General features: G+C 58.8%; 23 protein-coding genes, 1 pseudogene and 1 riboswitch. Of the genes and pseudogenes, 18 read left to right on the forward strand and 6 right to left on the reverse strand.

The genetic code is table 11. The features are described from left to right. Positions 1–77: 77 nt before the first annotated feature. Both CYB_RS12305 and metK read left to right on the forward strand, forming a co-directional pair. Complete coding sequence (locus CYB_RS12305) at positions 78–446, forward strand: hypothetical protein (protein WP_011434147.1); 369 nt, start codon at positions 78–80, stop codon at positions 444–446. Between the two features lie 67 nt (positions 447–513). Beyond that, positions 514–625: riboswitch (SAM riboswitch) on the forward strand. Positions 626–923: 298 nt separating this feature from the next. Then, the gene (gene metK / locus CYB_RS12310; protein ID WP_041436796.1) at positions 924–2,183 is read left to right on the forward strand and encodes a methionine adenosyltransferase; all 1,260 of its coding nucleotides are present in this window, start codon (positions 924–926) and stop codon (positions 2,181–2,183) included. Between the two features lie 28 nt (positions 2,184–2,211). Here metK and CYB_RS14580 read toward each other — a convergent pair. The 6 genes from CYB_RS14580 to CYB_RS12345 all read right to left on the reverse strand — a co-directional run bounded on the left by CYB_RS14580 (position 2,212) and on the right by CYB_RS12345 (position 9,052). Next, positions 2,212–2,954, reverse strand: a protein-coding gene (locus CYB_RS14580) for an IS5-like element ISSoc13 family transposase (protein ID WP_076611515.1) whose coding sequence is annotated in 2 segments (ribosomal slippage) — positions 2,212–2,636 and positions 2,636–2,954 — 744 coding nt in all. Because the reading frame shifts where the segments join, the coding sequence is not laid out codon by codon here. 70 nt (positions 2,955–3,024) lie between these two features. After that, complete coding sequence (locus CYB_RS12325; protein ID WP_011434149.1) at positions 3,025–3,543, reverse strand: MogA/MoaB family molybdenum cofactor biosynthesis protein; 519 nt, start codon at positions 3,541–3,543, stop codon at positions 3,025–3,027. 36 nt (positions 3,544–3,579) lie between these two features. Beyond that, positions 3,580–4,107, reverse strand: a complete 528-nt coding sequence (locus CYB_RS12330) for a hypothetical protein (RefSeq protein WP_011434150.1) — start codon at positions 4,105–4,107, stop codon at positions 3,580–3,582. A gap of 184 nt (positions 4,108–4,291) precedes the next feature. Continuing rightward, positions 4,292–6,670, reverse strand: coding sequence for a tetratricopeptide repeat protein (locus CYB_RS12335; RefSeq protein ID WP_148202770.1), 2,379 nt, complete (start codon positions 6,668–6,670; stop codon positions 4,292–4,294). Positions 6,671–7,039: 369 nt separating this feature from the next. Next, positions 7,040–8,026 carry a hypothetical protein gene (locus tag CYB_RS12340; protein WP_148202771.1) on the reverse strand — a complete coding sequence of 329 codons (987 nt, stop codon included), beginning with the start codon at positions 8,024–8,026 and terminating at the stop codon, positions 7,040–7,042. 18 nt (positions 8,027–8,044) lie between these two features. Next, positions 8,045–9,052, reverse strand: coding sequence for a hypothetical protein (locus CYB_RS12345; RefSeq protein WP_187147240.1), 1,008 nt, complete (start codon positions 9,050–9,052; stop codon positions 8,045–8,047). A gap of 470 nt (positions 9,053–9,522) precedes the next feature. Between CYB_RS12345 and rplC the strand changes: the two genes are divergently transcribed. The 16 genes and pseudogenes from rplC to rplR all read left to right on the forward strand — a co-directional run bounded on the left by rplC (position 9,523) and on the right by rplR (position 17,794). Next, complete coding sequence (gene rplC / locus CYB_RS12350) at positions 9,523–10,167, forward strand: 50S ribosomal protein L3 (protein ID WP_011434152.1); 645 nt, start codon at positions 9,523–9,525, stop codon at positions 10,165–10,167. Between the two features lie 50 nt (positions 10,168–10,217). Further along, positions 10,218–10,844 (forward strand): annotated as a pseudogene (gene rplD / locus CYB_RS15445) (50S ribosomal protein L4); the annotation flags it as partial. Between the two features lie 316 nt (positions 10,845–11,160). Further along, positions 11,161–11,460: a 50S ribosomal protein L23 gene (locus tag CYB_RS12360; protein ID WP_011434154.1), complete on the forward strand. Its 300-nt coding sequence runs from the start codon at positions 11,161–11,163 to the stop codon at positions 11,458–11,460. A gap of 49 nt (positions 11,461–11,509) precedes the next feature. Next, positions 11,510–12,394 (forward strand): 50S ribosomal protein L2, encoded by an 885-nt coding sequence (gene rplB / locus CYB_RS12365; RefSeq protein ID WP_011434155.1) that lies wholly within the window; start codon positions 11,510–11,512, stop codon positions 12,392–12,394. Positions 12,395–12,460: 66 nt separating this feature from the next. Further along, positions 12,461–12,742, forward strand: coding sequence for a 30S ribosomal protein S19 (gene rpsS, locus CYB_RS12370; protein ID WP_011434156.1), 282 nt, complete (start codon positions 12,461–12,463; stop codon positions 12,740–12,742). Positions 12,743–12,787: 45 nt separating this feature from the next. Then, the gene (rplV, locus tag CYB_RS12375) at positions 12,788–13,162 is read left to right on the forward strand and encodes a 50S ribosomal protein L22 (protein WP_011434157.1); all 375 of its coding nucleotides are present in this window, start codon (positions 12,788–12,790) and stop codon (positions 13,160–13,162) included. Positions 13,163–13,204: 42 nt separating this feature from the next. After that, complete coding sequence (gene rpsC, locus CYB_RS12380) at positions 13,205–13,975, forward strand: 30S ribosomal protein S3 (RefSeq protein ID WP_011434158.1); 771 nt, start codon at positions 13,205–13,207, stop codon at positions 13,973–13,975. A gap of 55 nt (positions 13,976–14,030) precedes the next feature. Further along, positions 14,031–14,498: a 50S ribosomal protein L16 gene (gene rplP / locus CYB_RS12385; RefSeq protein WP_011434159.1), complete on the forward strand. Its 468-nt coding sequence runs from the start codon at positions 14,031–14,033 to the stop codon at positions 14,496–14,498. A 13-nt stretch (positions 14,499–14,511) separates the two neighbouring features. Beyond that, on the forward strand, positions 14,512–14,733 hold the full coding sequence (rpmC, locus tag CYB_RS12390; RefSeq protein ID WP_011434160.1) for a 50S ribosomal protein L29: 222 nt from the start codon (positions 14,512–14,514) through the stop codon (positions 14,731–14,733). Further along, entirely contained in the window at positions 14,733–14,984 is a 252-nt protein-coding gene (rpsQ, locus tag CYB_RS12395) for a 30S ribosomal protein S17 (protein WP_011434161.1), read from the forward strand. The genes rpmC and rpsQ overlap by 1 nt, the downstream gene beginning before the upstream one ends. Further along, positions 14,981–15,349, forward strand: a complete 369-nt coding sequence (gene rplN, locus CYB_RS12400; RefSeq protein WP_011434162.1) for a 50S ribosomal protein L14 — start codon at positions 14,981–14,983, stop codon at positions 15,347–15,349. The genes rpsQ and rplN overlap by 4 nt, the downstream gene beginning before the upstream one ends. Further along, positions 15,349–15,747: a 50S ribosomal protein L24 gene (gene rplX, locus CYB_RS12405; RefSeq protein ID WP_011434163.1), complete on the forward strand. Its 399-nt coding sequence runs from the start codon at positions 15,349–15,351 to the stop codon at positions 15,745–15,747. Before rplN ends, rplX begins: the two co-directional genes overlap by 1 nt. A 68-nt stretch (positions 15,748–15,815) precedes the next feature. After that, positions 15,816–16,358: a 50S ribosomal protein L5 gene (gene rplE, locus CYB_RS12410; RefSeq protein WP_011434164.1), complete on the forward strand. Its 543-nt coding sequence runs from the start codon at positions 15,816–15,818 to the stop codon at positions 16,356–16,358. A gap of 46 nt (positions 16,359–16,404) precedes the next feature. Next, positions 16,405–16,815 (forward strand): 30S ribosomal protein S8, encoded by a 411-nt coding sequence (gene rpsH / locus CYB_RS12415; RefSeq protein ID WP_011434165.1) that lies wholly within the window; start codon positions 16,405–16,407, stop codon positions 16,813–16,815. 33 nt (positions 16,816–16,848) lie between these two features. Beyond that, complete coding sequence (gene rplF / locus CYB_RS12420; protein ID WP_011434166.1) at positions 16,849–17,394, forward strand: 50S ribosomal protein L6; 546 nt, start codon at positions 16,849–16,851, stop codon at positions 17,392–17,394. A 31-nt stretch (positions 17,395–17,425) separates the two neighbouring features. Then, positions 17,426–17,794: a 50S ribosomal protein L18 gene (gene rplR / locus CYB_RS12425; RefSeq protein ID WP_011434167.1), complete on the forward strand. Its 369-nt coding sequence runs from the start codon at positions 17,426–17,428 to the stop codon at positions 17,792–17,794. Positions 17,795–17,805: the final 11 nt, after the last annotated feature.

Genomic DNA, 17,805 nt, shown 5'->3' on the forward strand with positions numbered 1-17,805 from the left:
TGTTAGGGCAAACTCAAGTTCCCCCACAGCAGACCGCCCCCATCCTAATCCCTCATCTGGTTGCATTGGCTGGGATCATGAGAGAACCGGCTGCCGCTTTCCGAGATAGCCTGCTAATGTACTGCTTCATCTGGGCAGTGCTGGCAATAGGGTGTTTTCAAGTCTTGCCCCGCATCCAAGTCGTATCTGCCGCCGAGTTGCAACCGTGGCTAGCGCCCAGCTACTTTGCAGGTCTGGGGGGATCCCTATTGGCAGCCTTGGGATCCCTGTTGGCCATCTCAGCCGAAACGACGCCAAATCCTGCCGACAAAAAGCATCTGCACCGCTTGGCTTGGGGATTGGGGACAGTTGGCTTTCTCGGCGTTCTCTCCCCCCTGGGCTTGGCCGGCGCATTCTTTCTCAAAGCCGCTCAGGGGACAGACTGGTGGCAGGGTCTGTTTGGCTGAAGCCGCCCACAGCTTATTTTTTTGACAAATGGGCGGAGGTTGGGGGTACTATAGGGACAAGTTCCGTTCTTTATCCAGAGCAGACTGAGGGACCAGGCCCAATGAAGCTGCGGCAACCCGGCGGAAGCCTCCGCTACGGTGCCAATTCCTGCGGTTAGTCAGTAACCGAAAGATAAAGGCAATAAAGTTTTCTCTAGAGGATAGCCCTCTTTGGCGGGGGACTTTTCTGGCAACTTTATCCTTTAGCAGCTCCCATAGCTCTGGTCGCGGCAGCGGGGCAAGGCCTTCGCGGCAGTGCTGGTGCGTCAGCGGTGCAGAACGCTTGCTGGTTGCTGGGCCTTTCCTCTGGCTGAGTTGGGGCTGGTGCGGAGCACCTGGGGATCCCTGGTTGGCTCTTTCTCCGACGGATAATGAACGAGCGGGTGAGCCTTGTTTTTTGTTCAGGTTCTCAGTTCTAGCTTTTAAGGAGAAGGTTCGTTGTCCAAGTCGTTTTTGTTTTCCTCGGAGTCGGTGACGGAGGGGCACCCCGACAAAATCTGCGATCAGATCTCCGATGCCATCGTGGATGCCCTCTTGACGGCGGATCCCCTCAGTCGGGTGGCCGCCGAGGTGGTGGTCAATACGGGCCTGGTTCTGTTGACCGGGGAGATTACCTCACAAGCGCAGGTCAACTTCACCCGTCTGGTGCGGGACAAGGTGGCCGAAATTGGCTATACCGATGCCAAGAATGGGTTTTGTGCAGAAAGCTGCGCGGTGTTGGTGGCTTTCGATGAGCAATCTCCCGATATTGCCCAAGGGGTGAACATGGCCCTGGAAAGTCGCGGCTCCCAGGAAGATCAATTCGACTTGGTCGGGGCCGGGGATCAGGGGTTGATGTTTGGCTTTGCCTGCGATGAAACTCCCGAGTTGATGCCCTTGCCCATTAGCTTGGCCCACCGCCTCAGCCGCCAGTTGGCCACGGTTCGCAAAAACGGCACCCTGCCCTATCTGCGCCCGGATGGCAAAACGCAGGTGACTGTGGCCTATGAGGAAGGTCGCCCGGTGGGCATTCACACCCTGCTCATCTCCACCCAGCACACACCCACGATTGGCGCCATTACGGAAGAGGCGGCGGTGCAAGAGCGGATCCGCGCCGATCTCTGGGAGGCAGTGGTCACGCCGGTGTTTGCCGAGCTGCCCATCAAGCCGGATAGCCACACCCGCTTCCTCACCAATCCCACCGGCAAGTTTGTCATCGGCGGCCCTCAGGGAGATGCGGGCCTGACCGGACGCAAGATCATCGTCGATACCTACGGCGGCTATTCTCGCCATGGGGGTGGGGCCTTCTCCGGCAAGGATCCCACCAAGGTGGATCGCAGCGCTGCCTATGCGGCTCGTTACGTGGCCAAGAACATCGTGGCAGCTGGCTTGGCGCAAAAATGTGAAGTGCAGGTGAGCTACGCCATTGGGGTAGCCCGCCCCATCAACATTTTGGTGGAAACCTTTGGCACAGGGCGCATCCCCGACGAAGAGCTGTTGCGGCTGGTGCAGCGCCACTTCGATCTGAGGCCGGCAGCCATTTTGGCCCAGTTCCAACTGCGGGAGCTGCCCCGCCAACGGGGGGGACGCTTCTACCAAAATGTAGCGGTCTATGGTCACTTCGGGCAAACTCACCTGGATCTGCCCTGGGAGCGCACCGATAAAGCCGCTCTGCTGCGGGAGGAGGCTCTTGCCAAGGCGACTGCCCTCTTGGCCTAAGAGGGGATCACTAGGTTGTGTTGATCTTTCATTTGAGCCAAAAGAGAGCACTGACGAGATAGAGAAAACTCAAGAAGTTCCTGGCCAATTTGTCAAAACGAGAAAATAGATGCCGGTACTGCTTTAACTTATGAAAAAAGCATTCGATTAAATGCCTCTCTTTATACAGATGCTTGTCATAATGCCGCTGCGTCTTTCTATTCCTTTTAGGCGGAATAACCGCTTGAGCTTCCCCTATCTTCTCAATCAACTTATCCGCATCATATCCTTTATCCCCAATTACTTTGGTATCCTTTCTCTGCCAGCCCTCTATCAATTCTTCCCCTTGAGTAATATCGCTCTTTTCCCCGCCAGTTATTCTCAATTCCAGCGGATTTCCCAACCCATCTACACTCACATGAATCTTGGTGCTGTATCCGCCTCGGCTTCTCCCCAAAGCTTGCTCCCCTTTTTTCCGGCAGCACAGGAGTGCGCTCGAACCATGGTTGAATCAATAATGAGATGCTCTAAATCAGGGTCGTCAATAAAATACTTGAACATCCGTTCCCACACTCCAAAACGACTCCACCGGTGGAATCTTTGATAGATGGTGTACCATTTGCCATATCCTTCTGGGAGGTAGCGCCAAGGAGCACCGGAACGGGCTATCCAAAGAACTGCTTCAATAAACTGTTTGCAGTTTGCTTCTTTCCCAATGTTAACTCTCTCTTCTGTCTGTAAAAAAGCCAATATCTTCTGCCATTTGTTTTCATCTAAAAAAACCAACTTCATCCTCTTTCCTCTATAAATTATTCCCTCTATCCTAACATAAGATCAACACGACCTAAGACGGCCTGCTGCCTCAATGCTTGCCCTGGTGCAGTTGCTTAACCAGGTGGGGTAGCTCCGGCAGGATCAGGCTGCGCATAGCCAGTTGCACGGCTGCTGGGGAGCCAGGCATGGAAAAGATCAAGCACTTTCCGTGGATCCCGGCGATGGCCCGAGAGGCGATGGCCCGACTGCCAATCTGGGCATAGCTGAGCTGGCGGAAGATCTCCCCAAAGCCGGGCAAGGTCTTTTCCAGGAGAGCCTCGATGGCGTCGTAAGTGGTGTCGCGGGGGGCGATGCCTGTGCCACCATTCAACAAGATCACCGGCAGGGATCCGGCCCAATCCTGAACCTGCTCTCGAATGAGCTGCGGTTCATCTCGGAGAATGCAATATCTCTCCACCCGGTGGCCGGACTCCTGGAGGGCTGTGCAGATAAACTGGCCGCTGTGATCGGTTTCAGGGGTGCGCGTGTCGCTGACGGTGATCACCCCACAGGGCAAGGCGGCAAAAATGTGCTCCGCACCGCTGTCGCAATCGAGGGGAAAGGTCATGGACAGGATCCCTGAGGAAAGAGAGTGGCAAGCCCATCAAGACTGTCCCTGAGGGGGCTCGGCAGGAGTTGGCGGGTCAACGACCGTCTGCTGGAGCTCTAGGATCCCTGAGGACTCTGCCCCACCAGCACGGGCGAGTTGGGGAGGAGGGGACTGGGCGAGCAGGCGGCGCAGCTTGGGGGGAAGCTCCTGCAACTGCTCCAACAACAAGTTTAGAGATATGGCCGGTTCTCTGGAAAACAGGGATCCCGCGGGGGGTACCGGCGGCAGAGGAGAACAGGCAAAGGCAGCCGCAGCCAAAGAGCGGATCCGCTCCTGCTGCTCCTGCCAAAGGAACTGGCCGATTTCTGGGGGAAAGGTAAGATGAGGAGAGCCGCGACGCTGCCAAAGGCGGAGAAGCTGCTCCACAGAGGCGGCCTTGTACCGCCCCTGGTAGAGGGCTTCTAGCAAGGCTGCCTCGATCCAAAGATCCGGGAACAACTGGCTCCAGCGCTCCACCCAAACCTGGCTGGGTTGACCTTCCAGCTCAAACCCATAGTGCTCCAGAAAGGTGGCAGGATCCATCAGCCCATGGCAGCCCAAGGAAACTCAACCCAAGCTAGTCCAGATCCGCCGAGACAAAGGGGAGATAAAGCCTTTCTCCCTGGATCTCGCAAGACAGCTCTCGTCCAAGAATACCCCTATTTGCCTTTCATGAAGGCTCTGTGAAGAGGCTATAAAGCTGCAAAGCTGCGGTACGCTTAAAGACTCAGTGGCTGACGGGCCCCAGCTCAAGCGCTGCCTCCAGAGCGCGCTCGCTATCAGGAAACTGCGTCAGCAGCCGTCCTAGGAAGGCGACATCTCCCGTCAGGCCGTACAGAGCCATGAGCACATCCCCAGCATGGCGGCTCTGGGGGAAGCGGTTCAGCAGCTCATTGCCGGCGTAGATCGCCTGGCGGGCATAGCCATCCTGCAGGGCTTTGGCTTCCAGAAAGTAGCTGTAGCTGAGGCTGCCAGGATCCACGTAGTCCGGCAGTGACGTGTCGAACAAGCTGGTATCTTCTGTCACTTCTGGGGGGAAGCCCGGCAGCGGATAGATGGCTGCCGTTTCCTCGGGAGGGTAGGTGGTGTACTGGCGGTAGAGGATCAGCACCTGCCGGTACAGGCTTTCTTCCTGAAGATGGGCAGGGGCGGTGGGATCCGCCAGCACAGAGCCGAGTAACTCTGCTGCTACAGCATGGTGATTGGCCCGCTGATAGTCCGATAGAGAACTGGAGGAAGCTGGTTGCGGCGGCGCGCTTCCATCAGCATCCCCACTCAGGCCACCGGCACGGGTTTGGTTAAACAGCCACAGGTACCCATTGCGCCAACCGTCGGCAGCGGCCCAGTGGGCGGCCAGTTGATAGCGTTGTTGGGGAGTGGATTGGGCTTGCCAACGGCTCAATTGGCGCCAGCGTTCTCGTTGGGCCTGGATTTTCGGTTGCAGAGGGGTGCGGCTGGCGGGCACGGGATCCCAGTCGTCCAGCCAGTAGCCGCCATCCAGCAAGGGGTAGCGATCCAACACAGCATCCAAAGCCAGATTTTCCGTCAGCTGCAGGGCTAGGTCGTAGCGGTGTTCGCGGGCGAAGCGAACCGCCAGAGCATAGCGGACGGCGGCGGCCAGAGGATGCTCGCCGTGGCGGTCGAGAAAAGCTTGCAACTCGCTGGGGGTTGCACCGCTGTCTAAGAGCAAAAGCAGGCGGCGGCGCAAGACGTAGCGCATGTCTCCATCGCCGAAGGGATCCGCCAGCCAATTGGCCAAAAGGACCAGTGCTTCTTCCCTTTTGCCCTGCCACTCCAAGGTGCGTGTCAGCCAGAAGAGGGCATCGTCGGCACCGGGATGATTCGGGTAGACGGTCAGCCAAGTCCGCCAAAGGGTCTCTTCCTCTGCCGGGGGGAAAGGCCGCGGGATCGGTTCGCCGGTCTCGGGGTTGTAGAGGGAATGGCCAAAATAGCTGCCCCCCCGAATGCGGGCGTATTCCCGGCAAGCTTGCGTAAAGCGGGAATTGGGAAAAGCTTCTGCCAACTGCAGCAAAACCAGGTGGTCGTCGATGCCGTGAAGAGAGGCAAAGTCCTCGTTGAGAGCCTTCTGCAGCAGCGGCTCCCCGCTGGGATCCCCTTTTAAGTAGAGAAGAGCCGCCGCCAAAAACCGCTGCGGGTCAGCATCATCGCCCACCACGCTGCGCAGCAACACCTGAGCGGCAGGGGGGAGAGTTTCTGGATCCGCTATCTGCAGCAGAAAAAAGTGTCGGGATGGGGGCGGTAAATCTTCGTACAAAGGGCGCACCGTTTGCACCGTCGGCTGTTCTAGGATCAACACTTGGCCGGCACGCCCATAAACATCAGTGTATGGAGAAACATTCCCCGCAACCCGCTGCCGCACCGCCTGCACCTGCGACAGCGCCCAAGAGGGGATCCTTTCCTCCTCGTAGGGCAAGGCGCTCAAGAGTTTCTTTGCCCGCTGCGGAGAGCTGCTTTCCAAGGCGGGGAGCAGCGCTCTGTAGACCCGATCTCGCAAGGGAAATTCTTCTTGGGTCAGCAAGCTGTTGAGCCAGTTGAGATTAAAACTCCACTCGGGGCTATCGGCTTGGATCCCGGCCAAGGCCAGCTCGGTGAGGCGCTGCACCGACTCTGGCCGATCCAGCCCAAACAGCTCGTATTGAGGCGCAATCTCCTGCCCGCTTGAGTAGTCATAGCCCCCGAACAAAGCTGCTGGGGCGAAAAACTGAGCCGAATTTTGCCGCAGCCGATCCTCCAACCACCAACGGCTGTAGGGCAGGCCATGGCTTTGCAAGGTGTAGAAGGCGTAGCTGCGGCGGCTCGGGTCGGCGGATCCCCCCCAGCGGGCCAACACCGGATAGGTAAGAGGAAACCAGCGATCACTTTGGCCGGGATCGAACGCTGGCGAGCCTCCATAGCCAAACTCAGAAAAGACGGTGTACCGATAGAAGATCAGATCCCGGTGCATCTGCAGCCGTAGCCGCTGCAGTAAGGCATAGCCCCCCGCTCCTAACCCCGCCAAGAAGCCGGCAGTGAGGGCCACCATTGCTACGCGACGAAGGGGAAAGCGGCGGGACGAGGGCGCAGCAGGAGGGGTAGCTGGATTCACAAAACCCAATCCAAATCAAAGCAGGCGCCCCCACTCTACTCGATACTCGACTGTGTTGGAAGACAGAGGGAATGCCCACAGCCGTTTCCAGCCGGCTTGAGACGCCGGCCCTCTGCGCCACCCAAGGTCATCAGTCTTACCCCTGCCTGAGAGGGATCCCGGCCAGCCATTTCTTGGAAAGGCTCTGCTGTATTGCTTTATCGTTGTTTCAAACAAGATTAAGACACTTTGCCGCCGACTCCTACCCCCACAATAAGAGGGGCGGCTGCGCCGCTCTTCTAAAACCCTTGCCTTTGACCATTCCTGCAGTGCATCCCCCGATTTCTTGGAGGCCTGAGTTGCCAGCACCCTTTCAGGATAGGCTCTCCCTTAGCCGGCGGTTGCCATGGCCTTCAACCCCTTCAAAATCAGGTAGTCCAGAATACTGGTGTTCTCCTCGCCGCGATAATTAAAATTGGAGCGCACCAGCCACAGCCCCTTCTGAGTGCGGCAACAGAGGTTCAGCAGCGTGCGGGCCAAAATCTGTTGACGCGCCTGTAAATCCCGCGCCGCATCGAAAACCTCCCCGTCCCATTCCGGCGTCAGCACACGGCTGTTGTAGAGCACATGCCAGAGGGAGCGGGACCAGCTGGGGTTGGTGATATCAAACCAAAATTGGTAATCCGCCTCCAAACCCCGAGTGATGTAGGCCCCCGGAGTTGCAACTACCAAGTAACGGGAATAGTCGGGCTCGAAGCGGCTGCTGCTGGGGGTCTGTCCCGAGCGGATCATGGCCAAAAAGGCGGGATCCCCTTCGGCGGGGAAGGCCTGGCGAAACCGCCGTGCCGCTTCCATCAACACGCGCAGCAGCTCTTGATCCTGAGGGGAAGCAATCGCCGGGGCTAAGTGATCGGCAAAAAACTGCTGGAAGAAAGCGGCCAATGAAGGGCCGGGACGATAGCCGCGCAGCCAATCGAACAGTCGCTGGTAGCGCTCCAGGTTGGCAAACCCCACCCGCTCCGGCTGCCGTACTGCCGTTCGGGGACGCAGAGAACGCCCCACCGGATCCCAGGTATCTTCGGCCAACAGAGCTGCCCGGATGGGATCCAGCCCCAGCACCCAGCTCAACATCAGCCGCCAAGCCGGCAAAGTGGGAAAAGCACCCCACTCGGGATGGGCCAATTCTGCTGCCGTCAGCACCGCCCGCACCAAGGGATAGCGGATCAACGCCGGGAAGGGGGCAATCGACAAAACCGGCACTTCCGACAACTGCTCCTGCAAGCTCAGGCTCACCCCCACATCCATACGGGGCAGCAAAACAGCAATGCGATGGGCCGGGATCCCGGCCCCCAAAAGCCGGCGAATTTGAGCAACCATCACCTCCACTGCCGCAAACTAGGTCTCTTCCTCCAGCGTTTGCACCAGCGGCAGTCCTCCCCCCTGCGGCTCGGGCAGCGGATGAGAAAACTGGGGATCCAACACCCGCGCAATCTGCACCCCTAAGCGGATCATGCCTGCTGAAGCGCGATGGCTCCCCTCCAGAAACCGAACCTGCGTTTTTGCCATCAAGAAGTCAGCTACTGCCTCTGGGATCCCGGTCAAAGAGACCCCGCCGCCGAGGGTGTAGCTGAAAAATTGGCTTTGCAAATGGGCTTGCCCCTGCCGGTAAAACTCCAGCGCCACCCCGCAACTGTCTTCCGCCTGATCTACGATCAGATGATCCCACTCTTGCCAAAACTCCGCCAGCGGCAGGATGTGTTCGCCAAACAGCCGAATTTGCAGACCAAAATCCAGGGATCCCAACCGAAGTGCTGCCTCCCACAGCCGACCCACACAGCAGCCCATTGCCTGCAAAGCCTCTGCCCGCCGCGGATCTGCCTCCTCGGGCCAAGCCCGGGCCAGCCGGGATCCCACCACCTCTGCCGGCAAACCCGAAGCCCCCGCAATATAAGCAGCACTGCTGATCTGATCCCAGATCTGGAACTCCTTGAGCCCGACCCCGGCAAAGGCTTCCCCATGCCGAGGGCACAAAGCGCAGGCTCGTTCGCAGAGAAATTGAGTGAGATCTTTGGCCAAGGGGATCGGCTCCAACGAGCGTGGCAACTGGGGGACACGCTCACACACCTGTGGCCAATGATCGGCCAACGAGCGTCCCACCCGCTGCAAGAACGTTTCGATCCGCCACGGCCCCACCAAGCCCGAACTGGACTGCTGCAAGCGCCGCAGCACCTCATCCGCTTGCCGTTGACTCCGCACCAAAAATAAGACCCGGCCCGGATCGGCTCCTGCCTGCAACAATCTCCGATAGTGATCTACACAAGCCTGGGTCAGCCCACTGCCTGCCCAGCCCATCACACTTTGGAAGGGAGATGGCTTCCCTGGCCAATGGCTCTTTTCTTCCACTTGAGCTGCCCTTACCCTCTCCGGCCTCTCCAACCAACCCATTTTCTCAGCAAAAGTCTGGACAAACGGGCCTTCGCTTCATTATGATTGTTTTCCGTTGCCAACTGAGTCCATCCGCTTTGGCGACCCGGCGCGCTGCTACACCAGATACTGCCTCTTTAGCAGGTAAGTCTGAGCAGCTCTCAACAAAAGCAGTTTGGCGTGCAGCTTTGGGGGTGAACTAAGCAAAAGGCTCAGCGTTGCCGGCGCTGAACTTGGCCTCGGGGGATCCCTACCTTGCTCTTTCGCCTCAGCCGGCAGACTCAGCTTTGTCTTGAGCTTCCTGCTGCCACGCTATTGCTGTATGCCTATCCATCCGGCTAACTGAGCCATTGGCCTACGGCCCGCTTCGCGAACGGCTAGCCGATTGTCGGAGTGAGCTGGCTCTCAGTTGATGAAAACGAGTCGTGCAGGCTCGATTGGAGGTTCTTGTGGCACTTGGCATCCTCGGAAGAAAAGTCGGCATGACCCAGATCTTCTCTCCAGAAGGGCTGGCCATTCCGGTCACTGTCGTGCAGGCGGGGCCTTGCACCGTGACCCAGATCAAAACCCAAGCCACAGATGGCTACAACGCCATTCAGTTGGGCTACTTGCCCACTGCCGAAAAGCATCTCACGCGGGCGCAGCGGGGCCACCTCACCAAAGCGGGGGTGACAGAGCTGCTGCGCCACCTGCGGGAGTTCCGGGTTGACCAGCCAGAAGCCTACCAGTTGGGGCAGAAAATTACCGTCGAGATGTTTTCCCCCGGCCAGTTGGTGGATGTGGCAGGTACCTCCATCGGGCGAGGGTTTGCCGGCTATCAAAAGCGCCACCACTTCGGTCGTGGCCCCATGTCCCACGGCTCCAAAAACCACCGCCGACCGGGTTCCATTGGCGCCGGCACAACCCCAGGCCGCGTGTTTCCGGGGATGCGCATGGCGGGGCGGTTGGGAGGTGGCCGAGTCACCACCCGCAAATTGCAGTTGGTGCAGGTGGATCCAGAGCGGGATCTGCTGGTGATCAAGGGTTGCGTGCCCGGGGTAGAAGGAGGGCTGCTGGAGATCACCCCTGCCAAGCAGGTGGGCAACAAGCGCTAAGGAGGGATCCCTGGCAAAGGCTGACCCGCATCCGCAAAGACGAGGGAACCATGGCAAGTTGTGTGGTGAAAAATTGGCAAGGGGAAACGGTGGGCAGCGCGGAGCTGAGCCTTAAAGTTGCTCGTCCCGAAACAGCCGCCCACATCCTCTATCTGGCACTGCGCCGGCAGATGACCAATGCTCGTCAGGGCAACGCCCACACCAAGACCCGAGCTGAGGTGCGCGGCGGCGGTCGCAAGCCTTGGAAGCAGAAAGGCACCGGTCGGGCCCGTGCCGGCTCCATCCGCTCCCCACTTTGGCGCAAAGGGGGGGTGATCTTCGGCCCCCGCAAGCGGGAATACAACCTGGCCATGAACCGCAAAGAACGGCAACTGGCCCTGCGCACCGCTCTGCAAAGTCGGGTGGAAGACCTGATCGTCGTGGAGGATTTCCAGGAGCAGCTCAACCCGCCCAAAACCCGTGCTGTGGCCCAGGCTTTGCTGCGCTGGGGGGTGATGGAAGATCAATCGGCTCTGCTCATCGTTGCCGAACGCTCGGAAGCCGTAGAGCGGGCCGTGCGCAACATCGCCCGCGTTAAGCTGATCGGCCTGGATCAGATCAACGTTTTCGATCTGCTCAACGTCGATTGGGTGCTGATCACCGTTTCTGCCCTAGAGCAGCTCAAGGCCCGTTGGGGATCCGACGCTGCGCCGGCAGTTCTGGAGACTCCCTCTGAGGATGCACCTCAGGCCGACATAGCCGAAGATCAGGCCCTGCCCGGAGATGGGCCGGAAGATCAGGCCGTTCCAGAAAGCGAACACGAGGAAGCAGAGCAAACCCCAGCCCAACCTGAGGCCCAGGAAAACCAAGCTGCCCTCCAAGGACGTCCAGCAGATCCGCAGGGGCCAGAAGAGCAAACCGAAGAGCCCCAAGATCCAGCAGAAGAACTGGCTCAAGGAGCAGAGCCGTCAACGGTAGAAGAGGCCGAAACAGCCCCAGCAGAGGAGGAAAGCGATGACTGAGAGCAAGCGGATCCTGGCCGACGTCCTGTTGCGCCCCGTCATCACCGAAAAGGCAACCGCCTTGATGGAGCAGCGCAAATATGTCTTTGAAGTGCTGCCCACCGCCACCAAGCCGCTCATCCGAGCTGCCGTCGAAGAAATGTTCCGCGTGCGAGTTACTTCCGTCAACACCCTGAAGCCCCCGCGCAAGCAGCGGCGGGTGGGCCGCTTCGTTGGCTATCGCACCCGTCCCAAGCGAGCCATTGTGACCTTGGCCGAGGGAGATTCCATTACCCTCTTCCCGGACACCTAACCCCCCTTTTTGAGTTGTTGTCATCCCATCCCCCACCCCTACCCGAGCCATGGGCATTCGTACTCTCCGACCTTACACCCCCAGCACCCGTCACATGACGGTCTCTGACTTCGAGGAGCTGTCCCGTGACGAGAACGGCAAGCGGCCCAGACCGGAAAAGTCGCTGCTGCAATTTATTCACCGCAAGAAAGGGCGCAACAACCGTGGCGTCATCACCTGCCGGCACCGCGGTGGTGGCCACAAGCGGCTTTACCGCATCATCGACTTCCGTCGCGACAAGCGGGGGATCCCGGGGACCGTCAAAACCGTCGAGTACGATCCCAACCGTAGCGCCCACATCTGCCTGGTGGAATACGAAGACGGCGAGAAACGCTACATCCTCGCTCCCCGCAACCTACAGGTGGGATCCACCATCATGGCCGGGCCAGAGGCCCCCTTTGAGATCGGCAATGCCATGCCCCTGGAGCGGATCCCCTTGGGAACGGTGGTTCACAATGTGGAGCTGTATCCCGGTCGCGGCGGGCAGATGGTTCGCGCCGCTGGGGCTGGCGCTCAAGTGGTGGCCAGAGAAGGCAAATATGTCTCCCTCAAGCTGCCCTCCGGCGAAGTCCGCATGATCCGCGGCGAGTGCTACGCCACCATCGGCCAACTGGGCAACGTTGACCACAACAACATCAGCCTGGGCAAGGCGGGTCGTAGCCGTTGGTTGGGGCGCCGTCCCAAGGTGCGTGGCTCGGTGATGAACCCTGTGGATCATCCCCATGGCGGCGGGGAAGGGCGAGCCCCCATAGGCCGCAGTACCCCTGTCACCCCTTGGGGCAAGCCCACCCTGGGGTACAAGACCCGCAAACGCAACAAGCCCAGCAACAAATTCATCGTGCGCGGTCGCCGTCGCGGAGGCCGCCGGGACAAGGGCGGAAGGGCTGCTCAGTAGCCGCTGGCCATTCGCTCCCCGAAGCTTTTTCGACAGTGAATTGCTTATCAAACGGTTGAGGTTCTTATGGGACGTTCGCTGAAAAAAGGCCCCTTTGTGGATGCCAAGCTGCTTCTCAAGGTGGAGAAGATGAACGAGCGCAACGAGAAACACCTGATCAAGACTTGGTCGCGGGCCAGCACCATCTTGCCCGTCATGATCGGTCACACCATCGCTGTTCACAACGGCAAGCAACATGTGCCCATCTACATCACTGACCAGATGGTGGGTCACAAGCTGGGGGAATTCGTTCCCACCCGTACCTTCCGCGGTCACGCGGGGAGCGACAAAAAAGCCGCTCGCCGTTGAGAGGAATAACGAACAGGAAAGTATCGAGTAGGCAAGGAGAGGGCCATGGCCGATTCATCCCCTGAGGTTAAAGCGGTAGCCCGCTATATCCGCATGTCCCCCTTTAAAGTGCGGCGGGTGTTGGATCAGATCCGTGGGCGCACCTATGCCGATGCCCTGATTCTTTTGGAGTTCATGCCCTACGCTGCCTGTGAGCCGGTTCGTAAGGTGCTGCGCTCGGCGGTGGCCAACGCAGAGCACAACAACGGCTTGGATCCCCGGGATCTGGTGATCAGCCAGGCCTATGCTGATCAGGGGCCCGTCCTGAAACGGTTTCGCCCCCGCGCCCAAGGGCGGGCCTACCCCATTCGCAAGCGCACCTGTCACATCACCATCGCCGTCCGGCCCATAGAGGAAGCTGAAGCGGCGACGGCCTCTTAACCTCCTGTATTTCTAGCCCTTTACCCTTCAACCGACACCACCATGGGACAGAAGATCCACCCCACCGGTTTCCGCCTCGGCGTGATTAAGGAGCATCGCAGCCGCTGGTTTGCCGATCCAGCCCGCTACCCAGCCTTGTTACAGGAGGACGACCAGATTCGCACCTACCTGACCAAGCAACTGAGCAGTGCTGGTTTGGCCGATATCCAAATCGAGCGCAAAGCGGATCAAATTGACCTGGAGATCCGGGCTGCTCGCCCTGGGGTAGTTGTGGGTCGGGGCGGATCCAGCCTAGAGACTTTGCGCCAAGGTCTACAGAAAGAGCTGTCCGCGCTAGCGGGACAAAGCCCTGGTTCACGAGGTGGTGGCGAGCGAACCATTCGCATCAATGTAGTAGAGGTCACCCGTGCCGATGCCGAGGCGACCTTGTTGGCGGAAAACATTGCCCAACAGTTGGAACGGCGGATTGCCTTTCGCCGCATCGTGCGCCAGGTGATCCAACGGGCCCAGCGGGCAGGTGTACAAGGGATCAAAATCCAAATTGCCGGGCGTCTGAACGGGGCCGAGATTGCCCGCACCGAATGGACGCGGGAGGGGCGGATCCCTTTGCATACTTTGCGGGCCGACATCGACTACGCCGAGCACCTCGCCCACACCACTTTCGGCATCATCGGGGTCAAGGTCTGGGTCTTCAAAGGGGAAGTTCTGCCCGGGCAGGAACGCCACGAACAGAAGTTTCCCCTGCAACAGCCCAAACGTCGGCAGCAGCGGAGGCGGCCCACCTTTGAAGATCGCTCGGCTCAGGAGGCCTGAGGGCCAACACCGGAACGTCCAGGGATCCCTATCGCAGTTGACTTAAGGAACGGCCATGTTAAGCCCCAAACGCACCAAGTACCGCAAGCAACAGCGCGGGCGCATGAAAGGCAAAGCGACCCGTGGCAACCGTATCAACTTTGGGGAATACGGCCTTGTGGCCCTAGAACCCGCCTGGATTACAGCTCGACAGATCGAGGCCAGCCGTCGAGCCATGACCCGCTATGTTCGGCGGGGCGGCCAAATCTGGATTCGCATCTTTCCCGACAAGCCCGTTACTCAGCGAGCCGCGGAAACCCGCATGGGATCCGGCAAAGGCAACCCTGAGTACTGGGTTTGTGTCGTCAAGCCGGGCCGTATCCTCTTCGAAATGGGGGGAGTGGCAGAGCCCATCGCCCGCGAGGCCATGCGCCTTGCCGCCCAGAAGCTGCCCATTAAGGTCAAGTTTGTAACCAAAGCCGACTTTGAAAAGCCAGAGCCCGCCCAGGCAACGGCTTCAGAGGTGGCCACCAGCAGTGTATGAGGAGAGTTCAGCCATGCCCATGCCCAAAATTGCTGATGCCCGTGCTTTATCGGACGAAGAGCTGAGCAACGAAATCTACGCCGTCAAGAAAGAGCTGTTTGAGCTGCGTTTGCAGCAGGCCACGCGGCAGTTGAACCAGCCCCATCTCATCCGGCTGCGCAAACACAAGCTGGCGCAACTACTAACCGTGGAGGGAGAGCGTAAGCGGGGCAAACGCCCAACCAAGGAGGAGTAATGGCTGTTCGGGAGAAGATTGGCATTGTTGTCAGCAACAAGATGCAAAAAACGGTGGTTGTTGCTGTGGAAAATCGAGTTGCTCACCCGAAGTACGGCAAGATCGTCGTCAAGACCAAGAAGTTTAAGGCCCACGACGAGGAAAACCGCTGTCAAGAAGGGGATCTGGTGCGCATCACGGAAACCCGTCCCCTTAGCCGCACCAAGCGTTGGCAAGTTGCCGAAATCCTGAGGGAGGTGAAGAAACTATGATTCAGCAGCAAACTATGCTGACGGTGGCCGACAACACCGGTGCTCGCAAGATGATGTGTATTCGCGTGCTGGGCAGCAGTGGCCGTCGCTACGCCAGCTTGGGCGATGTGATCATTGGTGTCGTCAAGGATGCCCTGCCCAACATGCCCGTCAAAAAATCCGATGTTGTCAAGGCCGTTGTTATCCGCACCGTCGATACGGTACGTCGCCCTGACGGCATGTGCATCCGCTTCGACGACAACGCCGCCGTGATCATCAACAATGATGGCAATCCCCGTGGAACTCGTGTTTTCGGCCCTGTAGCCCGCGAGCTGCGGGAGAAAAACTTCACCAAGATCATCTCCCTTGCCCCGGAGGTACTCTGATGGTTCGCCCCCTCAAACCCAGCCAAATTCGGCGCTTAGTTCGGCGACCGGGCATTCGCAAGCACCGCAACAGCCTGCGCTACAAAATGCGTATCAAGCAAGGGGATACCGTGCAGGTGATCTCCGGCGATGACAAAGGCAAAATCGGCGAGGTGCTGCGCGTTTTTCCCGAGCGCAACATGGTTTTGGTGGAAGGGGTTAACATTGTTACCTACCACCGTAAACCCCAGCGAGAAGGGGAAAGTGGCCGAATTGAGACCAAGGAAGCTCCCATTCCCGTCTGCAAAGTGATGGCCTATTCCAAGAAGCAGGAGGTGGCCAGCCGTATCGGCTATCAAATCACCGCCGATGGTCGCAAGGTTCGCGTCCTTAAGAAAACGGGTGAGATTCTCGACTAGGCATTACATTCTTTTTTCCATCATTGGTTTGGCTCTGACCCAGCCCAGAGCCGCAAGGAGAAGCCACCATGCCCCAACGTCTGCAAATCCTCTACAACACCGTCATCGTCCCCAAGCTGCAAAAGGAGTTGGGCTACACCAACATCCACCAGGTGCCCCGCCTGGAGAAGATCGTCATCAACCGCGGCTTGGGGGAAGCTTCCCAAAATGCCAAGGCTCTGGAATCCTCCATTGCCGAGATCAGCGCCATCACTGGCCAGCGTCCGGTGATCACCCGCGCCAAGAAGGCAATTGCCAGCTTCAAGATTCGCAAGGGCATGCCTGTCGGCCTGATGGTGACCCTGCGACGGGAGCGCATGTATGCGTTTTTGGATCGCTTGATCAATGTTGCTCTGCCCCGTATCCGTGACTTCCGCGGTGTCAGCCCCAAGGCCTTTGATGGACGAGGCAACTACACCCTCGGCATCCGTGAACAACTGATTTTTCCCGAAATCAACTATGACTCTGTGGATCAGTTGCGAGGTATGGATATCTCCATTGTGACCACTGCTAAAACCGACGAAGAGGGCCGTGCCCTGCTCAAAGCCTTTGGCATGCCCTTTGCCTCTTAGCTTTGCCCACCCTGAGTTTCCTTGATTGATCTTCCGAGGAGCACTGATGGCCCACACCAACGACACGATCGCCGATATGCTCACCCGCATTCGCAATGCCACCATGGCTCGGCACGAGTCGGTGGCAGTTCCGGCCACCCGCATGACCCGCAGCATCGCTCGCGTTCTTCATGAGGAAGGGTTCGTCAGCGAATGGAAGGAGGAGGGAGAAGGGATCCAAGCCCGGGTGGTGTTGCGATTGAAGTACAAAGGCAAAGGCCGCAACTGCAGGCCCATCATCAATGGTCTAAAGCGGGTGAGCCGACCCGGCCTGCGGGTTTACCGCAACCACAAAGAGCTGCCCCGAGTGCTGGGAGGAATTGGAATTGCCATCATCTCCACCTCCAACGGCATTATGACCGACCGGGAGGCTCGTAAGCAGGGCATTGGCGGCGAAGTCCTCTGCCTTGTCTACTAGACATTAAGTTTTCTCTGGTCAGGAGTTTTTCCCATGTCCCGTATCGGTAGACGCCCCATCGCCCTTCCTGCCAAGGTGGAGATCCAGATCGACGGCCAACACATTGCAGTGAAAGGCCCGAAAGGTCAACTGTCCCGCAGTTTGCCGCCCTTGATCACAGTCCAGCAAAACGCTCAGATGCTCACGGTCAGCCGTCTCAACGATTCTCGTCCTGCCCGCCAACTGCACGGCCTCTGCCGCACCTTGGTCGCCAACATGGTCGATGGAGTATCCAAGGGATTTGAGCGGCGGCTGGAATTGGTGGGCGTGGGCTACCGGGCTGCCATCCAAGGCAGCAAGTTGGTTTTGAACGTCGGCTACAGTCACCCTGTGGAGATCCCCTTTCCCCCCGGCATCCAAATTGCCGTTGAGGGAAACAACATCATTGTTGTCTCAGGCACAGATAAAGAACTGGTGGGCAATACTGCCGCCCGCATCCGAGCGGTCCGGCCTCCGGAGCCCTACAAGGGGAAAGGGATCCGTTATCTAGGGGAACAAGTTCGCCGCAAGGCGGGTAAATCCGGGAAAGCGAAGAAGTAAATAGCCCATTGCGAAAGCGGGACGGAGTCCTATGAAAACCAGCCGCAAAATCACCACCCAACGTCGTCATCGACGCATTCGCCGCAAGGTCTTTGGCACTGCCGAGCGGCCTCGCCTGGCCGTGTTTCGCTCCCATCGACACATCTACGCCCAGGTGATCGACGATGTAGCCCAGCATACCTTAGCCTCCGCCTCCACCTTGGACAGGGAGCTGCGCGAAAAATTCAAAGAAACCGGGACGGCTACTCAAGAAGCGGCTGCCTTGGTGGGCCGCTCAGTTGCCGAACGAGCCTTACAGATGGGCATTTCCCGCGTGGTTTTCGATCGGGGGGGCAAGCTTTATCACGGGCGCGTTCAGGCTTTGGCAGAAGCTGCCCGAGAAGCAGGGTTACAGTTCTAGCTACTGAGGAA

The organism is Synechococcus sp. JA-2-3B'a(2-13) (assembly GCF_000013225.1).
Classification (GTDB): Bacteria; Cyanobacteriota; Cyanobacteriia; order Thermostichales; family Thermostichaceae; genus Thermostichus.

What these genes read in the sequence shown, in the direction of transcription:
- CYB_RS12305 (WP_011434147.1), top strand. Translation starts at nt 78, where the DNA reads ATGAGAGAACCGGCTGCCGCTTTCCGAGATAGCCTGCTAATGTACTGC.
- CYB_RS12325 (WP_011434149.1), bottom strand. Translation starts at nt 3,543, where the DNA reads ATGACCTTTCCCCTCGATTGCGACAGCGGTGCGGAGCACATTTTTGCC.
- CYB_RS12330 (WP_011434150.1), bottom strand. Translation starts at nt 4,107, where the DNA reads ATGGATCCTGCCACCTTTCTGGAGCACTATGGGTTTGAGCTGGAAGGT.
- CYB_RS12340 (WP_148202771.1), bottom strand. Translation starts at nt 8,026, where the DNA reads ATGGTTGCTCAAATTCGCCGGCTTTTGGGGGCCGGGATCCCGGCCCAT.
- CYB_RS12360 (WP_011434154.1), top strand. Translation starts at nt 11,161, where the DNA reads ATGACTGAGAGCAAGCGGATCCTGGCCGACGTCCTGTTGCGCCCCGTC.
- rplB (WP_011434155.1), top strand. Translation starts at nt 11,510, where the DNA reads ATGGGCATTCGTACTCTCCGACCTTACACCCCCAGCACCCGTCACATG.
- rpsS (WP_011434156.1), top strand. Translation starts at nt 12,461, where the DNA reads ATGGGACGTTCGCTGAAAAAAGGCCCCTTTGTGGATGCCAAGCTGCTT.
- rplV (WP_011434157.1), top strand. Translation starts at nt 12,788, where the DNA reads ATGGCCGATTCATCCCCTGAGGTTAAAGCGGTAGCCCGCTATATCCGC.
- rpsC (WP_011434158.1), top strand. Translation starts at nt 13,205, where the DNA reads ATGGGACAGAAGATCCACCCCACCGGTTTCCGCCTCGGCGTGATTAAG.
- rplP (WP_011434159.1), top strand. Translation starts at nt 14,031, where the DNA reads ATGTTAAGCCCCAAACGCACCAAGTACCGCAAGCAACAGCGCGGGCGC.
- rpmC (WP_011434160.1), top strand. Translation starts at nt 14,512, where the DNA reads ATGCCCATGCCCAAAATTGCTGATGCCCGTGCTTTATCGGACGAAGAG.
- rpsQ (WP_011434161.1), top strand. Translation starts at nt 14,733, where the DNA reads ATGGCTGTTCGGGAGAAGATTGGCATTGTTGTCAGCAACAAGATGCAA.
- rplN (WP_011434162.1), top strand. Translation starts at nt 14,981, where the DNA reads ATGATTCAGCAGCAAACTATGCTGACGGTGGCCGACAACACCGGTGCT.
- rplX (WP_011434163.1), top strand. Translation starts at nt 15,349, where the DNA reads ATGGTTCGCCCCCTCAAACCCAGCCAAATTCGGCGCTTAGTTCGGCGA.
- rplE (WP_011434164.1), top strand. Translation starts at nt 15,816, where the DNA reads ATGCCCCAACGTCTGCAAATCCTCTACAACACCGTCATCGTCCCCAAG.
- rpsH (WP_011434165.1), top strand. Translation starts at nt 16,405, where the DNA reads ATGGCCCACACCAACGACACGATCGCCGATATGCTCACCCGCATTCGC.
- rplF (WP_011434166.1), top strand. Translation starts at nt 16,849, where the DNA reads ATGTCCCGTATCGGTAGACGCCCCATCGCCCTTCCTGCCAAGGTGGAG.
- rplR (WP_011434167.1), top strand. Translation starts at nt 17,426, where the DNA reads ATGAAAACCAGCCGCAAAATCACCACCCAACGTCGTCATCGACGCATT.